The sequence below is a fragment of the Tautonia plasticadhaerens genome (assembly GCF_007752535.1).
In the GTDB taxonomy this organism is placed as follows: domain Bacteria; phylum Planctomycetota; class Planctomycetia; order Isosphaerales; family Isosphaeraceae; genus Tautonia; species Tautonia plasticadhaerens.
On sequence record NZ_CP036426.1, the window covers coordinates 1,289,544 to 1,301,557 of the forward strand.

6 protein-coding genes are annotated in these 12,014 nt (G+C 71.9%); 1 reads left to right on the forward strand and 5 read right to left on the reverse strand.

Annotated features, from left to right (window positions below; translation table 11 throughout):
• Positions 1-238: 238 nt before the first annotated feature.
• From hflK to ElP_RS04905, 3 genes are all read right to left on the reverse strand, one after another.
• Positions 239-1,195 carry a protease modulator HflK gene (gene hflK / locus ElP_RS04895; protein WP_145267565.1) on the reverse strand — a complete coding sequence of 319 codons (957 nt, stop codon included), beginning with the start codon at positions 1,193-1,195 and terminating at the stop codon, positions 239-241.
• The gene (hflC, locus tag ElP_RS04900; protein WP_145267566.1) at positions 1,195-2,190 is read right to left on the reverse strand and encodes a protease modulator HflC; all 996 of its coding nucleotides are present in this window, start codon (positions 2,188-2,190) and stop codon (positions 1,195-1,197) included. The genes hflK and hflC overlap by 1 nt, the downstream gene beginning before the upstream one ends.
• A 90-nt stretch (positions 2,191-2,280) precedes the next feature.
• Positions 2,281-5,382 carry a cation-translocating P-type ATPase family protein gene (locus ElP_RS04905; RefSeq protein ID WP_197446724.1) on the reverse strand — a complete coding sequence of 1,034 codons (3,102 nt, stop codon included), beginning with the start codon at positions 5,380-5,382 and terminating at the stop codon, positions 2,281-2,283.
• 188 nt (positions 5,383-5,570) lie between these two features.
• Here ElP_RS04905 and ElP_RS04910 point away from each other — a divergent pair, with 188 nt between their 5' ends.
• The gene (locus ElP_RS04910) at positions 5,571-6,239 is read left to right on the forward strand and encodes an HAD family hydrolase (RefSeq protein ID WP_145267568.1); all 669 of its coding nucleotides are present in this window, start codon (positions 5,571-5,573) and stop codon (positions 6,237-6,239) included.
• A 362-nt stretch (positions 6,240-6,601) separates the two neighbouring features.
• Here the strand turns inward: ElP_RS04910 and ElP_RS04915 are convergent, their stop codons facing one another.
• Both ElP_RS04915 and ElP_RS04920 read right to left on the reverse strand, forming a co-directional pair.
• On the reverse strand, positions 6,602-10,942 hold the full coding sequence (locus ElP_RS04915) for a tetratricopeptide repeat protein (protein ID WP_145267569.1): 4,341 nt from the start codon (positions 10,940-10,942) through the stop codon (positions 6,602-6,604).
• Between the two features lie 77 nt (positions 10,943-11,019).
• Entirely contained in the window at positions 11,020-11,655 is a 636-nt protein-coding gene (locus tag ElP_RS04920) for a sigma-70 family RNA polymerase sigma factor (RefSeq protein ID WP_145267570.1), read from the reverse strand.
• Between the last annotated feature and the right edge of the window lie 359 nt (positions 11,656-12,014).

The following is a 12,014-nucleotide window of genomic DNA, read 5'->3' on the forward strand; positions in this document are numbered from 1 at the left end:
CCCGACGACCGGGCTCGGACCGCCGGAGGGTCAGACTGGGCTTCACCCCACCCGCCTCGGCATGTCGGGACGGGCCGGGGGGCCGGGTCCCGGGGGTCGACCGCTGCGGAGGCCGACCCGACCGGGCGGGGCGCACGTCGGTTCGAGGCGTCCGACGCCGATCCTCCCGGGGCTCGGCCGGATCCTCCCGGGCGGATCCCGGGGAGGTACCCGGGGCGTCCGCGTCGCCGACCGGGGATCATCGGGGATCGGGCGGCCCATCCTGGTCCGGCGTGGGGCGGCCGACCGGTTCGATCGAGGGGCCGAGGATGCTGAGGTCGAGCGGCTCGTCGGGCTCGAGCACGATGGTCCGGCCGACCCCGGGGAGGACCTCCCGCAGGGCATCCCGATAGAGCCGGCTCACGGAGAGCGGCCGGGATCGTCGCAGTTCGTCGAGGATCGCCCGGAAGCCGTCGGCCTTGGCCCCGGCCAGCGAGACGGCCCGATCGGCGACGGCATGGGCCCGCTCGACCTCGGCGTCGGCCTCCGACTCGGCGGCCAGGAGGACGCGATCGGCGTGGCCTCGGGCCGCCCGGATCCGGGTCTCGGCCTCGCTCCGGGCCGACTGGGCGGCGGCGAAATCGGGGCGGACCTCGTCGGGGGGGCGGGCGTCGGTCAAGCTCACGCCGAGGATCGCCAGGCCGAGCCCGAGCCGATCCGACTTGTCGGCCAGGTCGGTCGCCATCTCCTCAGCCACCGTGACCCGCCCCGCTCGCATCGCCTCATCGATCCCGAGGCGCGAGAGGGCCCGGCTCAGGGCCGATTCCCCCAGGCCGAGGATCGTCGCGTCGAGCCGATCGGCCGCCAGCACGAAGGCGACCGGATCCGAGACGCGATACTGCACGACGGCCTCGGCCCGGATCAGGTTCAGGTCCCCGGTGAGGAACTCCCCGGCACCGGGCGCCTGACCCGCCCCGGGGACCGTCGCCAGTCCGACGACCAGGCGACGGACCTCGTCGGTGCGGACCCGATCGACCCGGTCGATCCCCAGCGGGGCGACCCAGTGCAGGCCGGGGCCCAGCGGGCCGGGATCGGCCCTCCCCAGCCGCCGGACCACGACCGCCTCTCCCGGCTCGACCGCCACGAATCCCGTCGCCAGGGCCGCCGCCGCCCCGGCGATCGAGAGCCCCAGGACCGCCCTCGCGAAGCGACTCATCACTCGTCCCCTCCGCCCGGGGACGACCCGGGCGCTTCGGCCGCCGACGGCGATCCGGCCATCGGGGTCGGCGACGCCGCGGCGGGTGGCTCCAGGACGCCCGGCCCGGGCCCCTCGTGCAGCAACCTCAGCAGCGGGCTCTCGGCCGAGAGCACGACCGTCGCCCGGCCGTCGAGCAGGGCCCGATAGGTCTCCAGGGTCCGGAGGAACTCGGCGAATCCGGGGTCGACCGCGTGTGCCTCGTTCAACAACCGGGTCGCCTCCGCCTCGCCGGTGGCCCGGATGCGTTCGGCCTCGGCGTCGGCCTCGGCGAGGATGGCCTCGCGCTCGCGGTCGGCCCTGCTGGTGATGGTGCGATACTGCGCCTCGCCGTCGGCCCTCAGTTGCGCCGCCACCTGTCGTCGCTCGCTCCGGATCAGGTCGAAAACCGCCGGCCGCACCTCCAGCGGGTGATTGAAGCGGCGGAGCCGCACGTCCACGACCTCCACCCCCAGCTCCCGGCGGGCGGGGGAGTCGACCGCGAGCCGGATCTCGGCCGTGAGGTCGTCGAGCGACCAGACGTCCGGGTCGGTCGACGCCAGGCTTGCCAGCTCCCGACGGCCGATCGCGTCGCTCAGGGCCGAGGCGACCCGCTCCTCCAGCCTCGCCTCGGCCGCCGCCCCGGAGCCGGCGGCGCGGAGGAAGGCGACCGGGTCGGCCACCTTCCAGGCCACGAAGCCGGCGACCTCCAGGTTCTTCTTGTCCCCGGTGATGACCTCCCTGGGCGCCGCGTCGAACGACCGCAATCGACGGTCGATCGCCCACGATCCCTGCCAGGGCCACCGGGGATGAGGCCCCGCCTCCCCGGGTTCGTCCCCGTAGAGCGCGACCGGGCGGCCGAAGCTGGTCACCAGGACGAACTGCGTCTCGTCGGCCACGACGATCGACCTTGCCGCGATCGCGAGGCCGACGACGAGGAGCAGGACGACAACGGCCAGGATGGTGCTTCGACGCATCGGTCGTGTTCTCGGTCTCGGTCTCGGGGCGGGTTGTCAGGGCGGAGATCGGGGAGGGGCTCAGCCCTCGGCCTCGGGGAGGGACGTGGATCAGTCCGGGCCCGAGGCCGACGGGGGCGCGAGGCCGCCCGGGGCGAGCAGCGGGGCCAGGCCGCCCGGCGAGTCGCCCAGGATCAGGTGGCGGCGGCGATCGGGGCGGGGGCGGTCGAGGATCAGCTTGGGCCTGCCGGCGACGGCGGCCTCCACCGCGTCGGCGTAAAGCCGGTGATCGGTGGTCGCCGGGGAGGAGGACCGGGCCGAGTGCATCGCGAGGAAGGCGTCGGCCCGCGAGGAGGCGTCGGCGAGGTCGGCCCGGCGACCCGCCTCGGCGGCGGCGAGGGCCTCGGCGGCGATCCCCCGGGCCTCGGCCAGGCGTTCGGCCCGGTACGATCGGGCCTCGTTCACGCGGGCCTCGGCGTCCCGCCCGGCCCGGGACACGTCCCGGTAGGCGTCCACCACCATGAGGGGCGGATGGGCATCGCGGAACGAGAGGCCCATCACCTCCACCCCGAGCCCTAGCGCGGCGGCCCGACCTCGAAGGGCCTCGGTCGCCTCCCGCTCCGCCTCGCCCCGGGAGGCGGTCAGGAGCTCGTCCAGGGGGCGCCGGCCGACGACGTCCCGGACGCTCGACTCGGCCAGCGAGCGGAGCAGCTCCTCGGACCCCGCCACCCGGTAGGCGAAGGCCCTCAGCTCGTCGACCGATCGGCCGAGGCGATACTGGACCGTCGCCATCAGCTCGACGAGGCGGCCGTCGCCGGTCATGACCAGCGCCTCCTCGGCGGAGAGCGCATCGAGCCGGTCATGCCCGCTCTCCCATCGGAATCCCGACTCGTCGAGCCCGACGCCGACCGGCCGGAAGCCGACGGAGACGCCGCGGACCCGGTCGGGCTCCAGGAGGTCGACCCGTTCGATCGGCCGGGGCCACCTCAGGTGCAGGCCCGGCCCGAGGGCGGCCTCGAACCGCCCGAGCCTGCGGACCAGGCCGACCTCGCCCGGCCCGATCGCCGTCAGGCCCGAACCCGAATAGGCGACCACCCCGGCCCCCAACGCCCCCGCCAGCAGCACCCGCCATCGCCCGGCGAGCCGATCGAGCGCCGATCCCGGGTCGAGCCGGTCGTCCCAAGCGTCCACCGCTCGGCCGATCGCCCGGATTTGGCGGAAGGGCGTGGCCTCGTGCCAGTCGCCGAAGGCCAGCAGCCGCATTGCGTTGAGCAGGACGAGCAGCGAGCCCGCCTGGTGCAGGATCGCCGCCGCCACCGGGCCCAGGATCCCCGCGAACGCCAGGCCGATGGCCGCCGCGTTCAGGCCGAAGGCGAAGATGAGGATGTTCTGGCGGATGACCCGCACCGTGGCCCGGGAGAGCTTCACGAGGTCGGGCAGCACGAGCAGCGGCTCGCCCATCAGGATGAGGTCGCCGGCCTCGGCCGCGAGGTCGGCGCCCGGGCCGCCGAGGGCGATCCCCACGTCGGCGGCGGCCAGGGCGGGGGCGTCGTTGATGCCGTCGCCGACCATGGCCACCCGGCGCCCCTCGGCCTGCCGCTCCCGGATCCAGGCGGCCTTGTCGGCCGGGAGCAGCTCCGCCCCGACCTCCTTGATGTGGACCCGCTTCGCCACCACCCCGGCCGCCGGGCGACGGTCGCCGGTCAGCAGGGCGACGGTCGAGAACCGGAGGTGCTTCAGGTCGTGGACGACGTCATGGGCCTCGGGGCGGACCGCGTCCCGGGCGCCGATCAGGCCGACGACCCGGCCGTCCTCGGCCACGAGCAGCGGCGTCTCCCCCGCCGCGTCCAGTCGGCCGAGCCGTTCGTCGACCCCCGGCCCGATCTCCACGCCGCGCTCGGCCATCAACCGGCGGTTTCCGACCAGGACCGTCCGATCCGAGTCGGGGAACCTGGCCTCGACGCCGGCCCCCGGCATCGCCGAGGCCTCGGCGACCTCGGGGATGGCGAGCCCCTTCGCCTCGGCCGCCCGGACGACCGCCTCGGCCAGCGGGTGCCGGCCGCCGCGCTCGGCCGATGCGGCGAGGAGCAGGACGTCCTCGGGCGCCCTCCCGTCGAGGGCCTCGATCGTCGACAACTCCGGGCGGCCGAGGGTGAGCGTGCCGGTCTTGTCGAAGGCGATCGCGTCGCAACGGGCCAGCCGCTCGAGGGCGATGCCCCCCTTGATGACGACGCCGTGGCGGGCCAGCCAGGCCATGCTCGCCATCACGGCCGCCGGGGTCGCCAGGATGAGGGCGCACGGGCAGGCGACCACCAGGACCGCCACCGCCCGCTCTCCCGTGTCCGACCAGCCCAGCAGCAGCCCGGCGAGCACCGTCAGGCCCGCCGCCCCGAAGACGACCGGGAGGAAGTAGCGGGCCAGGCGATCGGCCGTCTTGTGCAGCGGCGCCTTGCGGCGCTGGGCGTCGGCCACCAGCATGAGCACCTGGCCGAAGGTCGATTGGTGCCCGACCCGGTCGGCCCGCACCTCGATCTTGCCGAACTGGTTGATCGTGCCGGTGAAGACGTCCTCGCCCGGCCCCCGATCGACCGGGATCGACTCGCCGGTCAGGGCGGACTGGTCGATCGAGCTCCTCCCCGAGAGGATCGCCCCGTCGACCGGGATCCGCTCGCCGGCCGCGACCACGACGACCTCGCCCGGACGGACCTCATGCGGGGGGACCTCGACGAGGCCCCCGTCCCGCTTCACCCGGGCGACCCGGGGGGCCTGGTCGAACAGCCTCCGGATCGACCGCATCGCCCGGTCGGCGGTGAGGGCCTCCAGCACCTCGCCGACCATGGCGATGAAGACCACCTCGGCCGCCACGAACGGCTCCCGGAGCGCCAGGGCCGCCAGGGCCGCCACCGCCAGGGCCACGTCCGCCCCCACCCGGCCCTTCGCCAGGGCCTCCAGCGCCTGATAGACGATCCTCAGGGCCCCGATCAGCGCCGCCACCCAGACCGGCGACACGCCGAGGGGGGCCCGCCAGGCCGACGGTGCGAGGGAGGAGAGCAGCAGGTCCAGCCCGATCAGGGTGCCCAGCAATCCGGTGAACGCGTAGAGCCGGCGGTGTTCGTCCCGGTGAGCCCGATCATGTTCGTCGTGCGTCCCGGCCGCCTCGAAGGCGTGGGCGCGCAGGTGCTGCATGTCGTCCGGGTGGTATTCGCGATGCACCTTGGCACGCCCCCACGTTCGAGAAGCTCGCCCGACCCGGGGGCCGGACCCGCGATCCAACGTGCCGAGAACCCGGCCCGAGGTCAAGGATCCCTCGGTTCGCCGGTCGAGGCGACGGGCTCCCCGCCGAGCCCGGGATGCCATAGGATTGGGGACCCCGCCCCCACCTTCCCTCGACGATCCCGATCATGCCCACCGACCCACCGCCCCCGATTTCGGCCGTCGCCTTCGACATGGACGGCCTGATCTTCGACACCGAGGCGCTCTTCTTCCGCGTCGCCGGCGAGCTGCTGGCGGCGAGGGGCAAGGCGTTCACGTCCGAGATGATGACCGCGATGATCGGCCGGCCGGCGGCGGTGACGGGCCCGACGCTGGTGGCGATGGCCGGGCTGGACGAGCCGCCCGAGGCGATCATGGCCGAGGCCCGCCGCCGCTTCGACGCCCTGGTCGACACGGCCATCCACCCCATGCCGGGCCTCTTCTCCCTGCTCGGCCGCCTGGAGGAGCAGGGCATCCCCCGGGCCGTGGCCACCTCGACCCGGCGGGCCTATGCCCTCCGCCTGCTCGGAAACCATGGCCTCATCGAGCACTTCGCCTTCGTCCTCGGCGGCGACGAGGTGACCCGCGGTAAACCGGATCCGGAAATTTACGAGACCGCAGCCTCGCGGCTCGGCGTCGACCCATCGACCTTGCTCGTGCTCGAAGACAGCCCGGCCGGCGTCGCCTCGGCCCGCGCCGCCGGGGCGTATGTGGTCGCCATCCCCCACGACCACAGCCCCGCCCCCGGACTCGCCGCCGCCCACCTCCTGGCCGACCGCCTCGACGACCCCCGCGTGCTCGCCCTCCTCGACGGATAATCCGATACGACGCCTGCGTGGCATGGGTGACTGAGCGTTAGAATCGTCGTAATTGAAATCGGGGCGAGATACCCGAGCTGCACAATTGCTGCCTCCGCTTGCACCATGGCGGAGTCCGCTATGCAATCAAGTAGGACCGGAACGTCACGAAGTCGATCGAGGAGACTGAGATCGCCCGAAACGTCGAGTTGGTCTGGGGCCGCGTCCGGGAGATGCTGGGAGAGCCGGCGCCGGCCATCCAGAGGCCGAGATCTGGCCGGCCAAATCGCGGGATCTGCCTGACAAGGAGCCCAGGCCCTTGGAGTGCGACCTGGAGTCGCCCACTTACATGGACTCGCACCCGCACCGGCGCAGCCCGGTGATCAGGGCACGAGGTGGAGCCCGACGGGCCAGGTGTCCTCGCCGCCGACGTAGGGCGAGAGGGCCGGGTCCTCGGACCAGAGGATGGCGTAGCTCATCTGGCGGTTCGTGACGTCGTCGTTGTCGGTGATCGCGATATTCATCAGAAGAAGTGCGCCCGGCGCCGCCGGGGCGGACTCCGGCCCGTCCCGCGTATCGATCAGGTCCAGCGGGATCTCGAACTCGATGACGTAGCCGTCCTCGGTCGTGCTCGCCCCGGCGGTCCAATCGTCGTTGGTGAACTCGGGAGTCCCGGTGTACTGATTGCCTGCGGTGTCGGCGAGGAGCTGGAAACCTTCTCGCGAGCCGAAGTCCGCGCCACCCGAGGGGGGACTCGCTGGGCCGAAGTTGTGATCATTCGCCGTCAAGTCGCCGTTGATGAAGACCTCCACATGGTCGTTGCTCTGTACGGGGTCGAGCGCCTGCGGGTCGGCGACGAGGAACGAGTCGCGGACCTGGACGGCCAGGAACAGCGACGCATCAGAATACGCGGCCATGATGCGGAAACTCAGGTCATCGCGGGCCTTGCCACGCGGGTCGAGCCAACGATACATCCGACCCGGGTTGCGATCGTCGTCAAAGGACACGTCGAGCGCCGGGCCGTACTCCTCGGGGCCGATCGTCCCGTCGGCGACGGGCGATTCGGGCCGGTACGGCGCCTCGATCGTCACCGGGACCGACGGCGGGCCGGACGGGTCGTCCGGCTTCCCCGGACCGTGCAGTTTGCCGAGCACCGCTCGGGCTCTCGCCAGTTCCATCCCGAGCGACTGGGTGAGTAGCGGATCGGTCGGGGTGTCGCCCGTCGATTCCAGTCGGCGCCGGGCGGTCGCGATCACTTCGTCGAGGATCGCGCGGGCCTCGTCCGCACTGCCGTGGTTCCGGTAGAGCAGGGCCAGGGCATTCTGATACCAGAGCATGTCCGAGTCATCCGACCCCAGCGACGCCCGGCAACGCTCCAGCACCTCGTCGGCGAACGCACGGCCTTCCTCGAAGTCACCACGATCGAAGTGCCGCTTCAGGCGGGTGAGGATCGCCAGCTTCGTCTCATTTCTCCCGAAGCCGAGGGTGCGGGTGCGGGACTCGATCACCTGATCGAGCCGGGCGTCGGCCGGCTCGTGCAAGCCCCGCTCCTCCATCAGCTCGGAGAGCGCCAGAGTCGTCGCAATCGTCTGGGCGTGGTCGGCCCTGAGGGTGCGGGAGAGTCCGGCGGCCGCCTCCTCGTAGAGACGCTGAGCCTCCTCCAGCTCATCCCGAGCTTGGTGCACCCCGGCGAGTATGTTGATCCATTCGTAGGTCCGTTGATCGTCCAGTCCGAGTTCGCGACGGGCTCGCTGCTGCGTGTCCTCGGCGAGGGCGAGGGCCTGATCATCCCGATCGTGCTCCCTCAGGAAAGAAAAGAGGATGCTGATCGCTTCGTGTGTCGTCGGGTCGGCGAACCCGAGCGAGCGGAGGCAGTCGTCGCGGCCCCGCTCGAGGAGGGCCTCGGCCTCGTCCGTCTTGCCGTGCTCGGCCATCAATCGCGCGAGCCGATTCGCCGTACGGATCGTTTCTGAGCGATCGGGGCCGCGGGAACGCTCGGCCTCCAGGGCATCTGTGAGGAGGCGCTCGGCCTTCTCCGGGTCGCCCTGCGCCTCGGCGATGCCGGCGAGGACGCCGAGTGTGCTGATCGTGTCGCGGTGGTCCGGCCCGAGGGCGCGGCGGCGACCGGCGAGCACTCGGTCGTAGAGCACCCGAGCCTCCTCCAGATCACCCCGGCGGCGGTGCTGGTCGGCGAGGTAGGTGGTCCAGAAGAGGGTCTCCGGGTCCTCCGGCCCCTTCTCGCGGCGGGCCCGCGCGATCTGCTTCTCGAAGAACGCGCGATCCTCCTCGAAGTTCTCCAGGTGGTTCAGGTACGCCTGGATCGAATCCCGGGTCATGTGATGGTCGTAGCCGAGGATGCGGAGGCGGCTCTCCATCGCCTCCTTGAGGAGGGCGGCGGCCTCCTCGCGATGGCCGAGTTGGTCGAGGGTGATGGCGAGGTTCTGCATCGTGAGCGGCGTGCCCGGATGATTCGGTCGAATCCGTCGCTCCACCTCGACGGCCGCCGCGTAGAGGTCGCGAGCCTCCCGGATTCTGCCGAGGCTCCGGTACACGTTGGCGAGGTTGTTCATCGTCACCAACGTGCCGGGGTCCTCCGGATCGAGCGTCCGCCGCTTGATCTCCAGGGCCTCCTCGTGCAGGGCGAGGGCCTCCCCGAACCTGCCGAGCACGTAGTAGGCCGCCGCGAGCCCATTCATCACGTTGAGCGTGTTCTCGTGCTCGGGACCGTACTCGCGTCGACAGATCTCGAGGAGATCCTCAAAGTGTTCCTGTGCCTTGGCGTTCTGGCCCTGACGGAACAGTACCCAGCCGAAGCGGAATGACGACTCGCACGTCGTGAGATGCTCGGCGCCGAGGTGTTCGGTCCGGAGTTCGACCGCGCGGGCCAGATGATTCTCGGCCTCCTCGTATTGCCCGAGCCCCTCGAAGGTCTGACCGAGCGTGTGGCGGATCGACGCCTCGATCAGCGGCTGATCGGCGAACTGCGCGCCGACCCGCTCGGCGGCCCGTTCGAGGACGTCTGACACCGTGACCGTCTCGCCCTGGGCCTGTTCCGGCGAGGGGGAGGCGAGCATGTCGTTGACCAGGAAATCGACCACTGCCCGGGCCTCGGTCGCCCGGAGATCGGCCAGAGCCCGTGCCTCCTCGGCCTCGGCGGCGCGGCGGTTGGCCAGGTCGGCGGCCTGGTCGGCGCGCTCGGCTTGCTGGTCGGCGCGGAGGCTGGCGGCGACGGCCTTCAGGCGGGTCGACCGCTCGGCGGCCGCCAACGTGTTGAAGCGGTAGGCCGCAGCCACCGAGCCGGCCGCAACCCCCATCAGCAGCAAGGTGATGATCCCCAGCAGGCTCGCCACGGCCGGGTTGCGCCGGCACCATCGCCAGGCCACGCCGGCGATGCTCAGGGGCCGGGCCTTGATCGGGCGATCCTCCAGATACCGCTCCAGGTCCGCCGCCAACTCCGCGGCCGTCTGGTAGCGGTCGGCCGGCTGCTTCGCCATCGCCTTGTGCACGATGGTCGCCAGGTCTCGCCGGATTGTCGGATCGACCCGCGTCAGCCGGGGAGGGTCGGTACGGGTGATCGAGTCGACCAGTCGGCCGCGGTCGGACTCGCCGAAGGCGGGGCGCAGCGTGAGCAGTTCGTAAAGGGTTAGGCCCAGCGCGTAGAGGTCGCTGCGGTGGTCGGCTTGGCCGTGGAGGCGCTCGGGGGCCATATAGCGCAACGTGCCGACGAGGTCGCCGGTGTGGGTCAGGTCGTCCTGGCCGGCGGACTTGGCCAGGCCGAAGTCGGTGACCCAGATGGCGCCGCGGATGTCGAGCAGTAGGTTCGAAGGCTTGATGTCGCGGTGGGTGATTCCTTGCTCCGCGGCGTGCGCCAGCGCCTCGGCGACCTGGATGCCGAGCCGAGCCACCCGACGAGAGTATGACCGTCTCGCGTGCCCTGCCGTCCCCGAGCCTACCAGCAGGCTCGAATCCGCCACCGAGCCGCCCGAGGTGGTCGCCGAGCCCGGGTCGTGGGCGGCCTCCGTGCTGGCCGTCGGCGTCACATCGCCCGCCTCCGGGACCGCCGCCGCGGTGAAGCGGCCGGTCCAGAGCGACCGGGCGACCTCGGCCGCCGAGGGGGGCGCGGCCGCCGAAGTCGGCACGGTTGCGTCGCGATCCATGGCGTGGAGGGGCGCGGCCTTTCGCAGCCGCCTCAGCTCGAGGAGCACTTCGTCGAGCGACTGGCCCTGGATGTACTGCATGACGTAGTAGTACGTCCCGGCTTCCTCGCCGACGCCGAAGACGGGCACGATGTTCGTGTGGTGCAGCCGGGCGGCGGCACGGGCCTCGCGCTCGAAGCGGCGGACCTGCACCGGGTCGCGCAGGGCGTGCGGCGGCAGGACCTTCAGGGCGACGTGGCGGCCGAGCGACTCCTGCTCGGCCTCGTAGACGACGCCCATGCCCCCGCGGCCGATCTCGCGGAGGATCCGGTAGTCGCCCAGTTGCTCCAGCGGCGCGTCCCGGCGAGACGGCGCCGGGCCTGTGGGGTCGCCGGCCAGCGACTCGTCGGCGATGGCGATCTGCTCCATCATCGCCATGGCGGGGAAGACCTCGCGGATCTCCCCGGCCAGCTCGGGGTGCCGGTCGATGTATTCCTGCAGCGACGGCCGCTGGCCCCCGCGGTAGCGGTCGAGGAACTCCTCGGCCAGCCGGAGCACGATCTCGGAGCGCGATCCCGACGTCGACATCAGGCCCTCCCTCCTCCGGCGCCATCGCCCATCGAGGTCGGCGGTCGATGGCTCCCTGGAGCCTTCCGGACTGAGCCTCAGAACGCCTCGAAGCCGGGGTTGCGGGAGAGGATCCCCCGCAACCGCTTGATCGCCCGCAGGTAGCGGCTGCCCGCCCCGGCCCTGGACAGCCCCAGCGCCTCGGCGATCTCGGAGGTGCTGAGCTGCTCGAAGTGCTTCAGTGCGAGCACCTCGCGGTCGATCGGGTCCATGCTGTTGAGCGCCTCCTGCACCAGCAGGCGCGTCTCGGCCTTGATGGCCGCCTGCGACGGCGTGGTCAGCGAGCCCAGGAGCTGGGCCGCCAGCGAAACCGAATCGGCCGGGGGCAGGCCCCCGCGGTGCAGGGTGACCTCGCGGTCGGCGTCGCGCAGCTGCGTCCCGAGGTGGCGGCGATGGACTTCGGTTAGCTTCAACCCCGTCAGGTGTCGCAGCCAGAGGAAAAACGGCAGCACAGGCCCCTGGAGGTACTCGTCCAGCCGACGCGCGACTTCAAGGTACGCCTCCTGGAGGACATCCGAGTCGCCGACGCGGCCCGCGAGGCGGCGGCTGAGGCGTAGGCGCACCATCCGCTTAAGCCGATCGTGGTGCCGTGCGAGCAAGACGCGGAGCGCCTCCTGGTCGCCATCGGCGGCCTGGTGCAACAGATCGGTGACCTCGCTGGAATCTCCCGTCATGATACCGCTCATAACCTGTTAAGTGCGTCCGCGGGACGATTGTCTCCATCGGGCATGGGCTTTCTTCATTTTTTTTCTCCTGGGATGCCGCCCCGGCAGTGCGGGACGATCCGATGTCGATGGCACGCGACACGACCAGTCGGTCTCATCACGCGAACGCCGCGGCCGGCGAGGTCGTGGCGGGTTGGACCTGAAGCGGCGGCCGATCACCGCCCCGCTCGAAGCGCCACTGCTCGTCGCCAGGTCGATCGAGTTCCCCGAGAGCCTCGCGTAGTCCTTGAGACGGCAGGGGAGGCCCGGACCCGGGGTGCGTGCTACTCGGTGGCCTGCGATCCGCTCGGCGTCCGACTCGGCAGTGT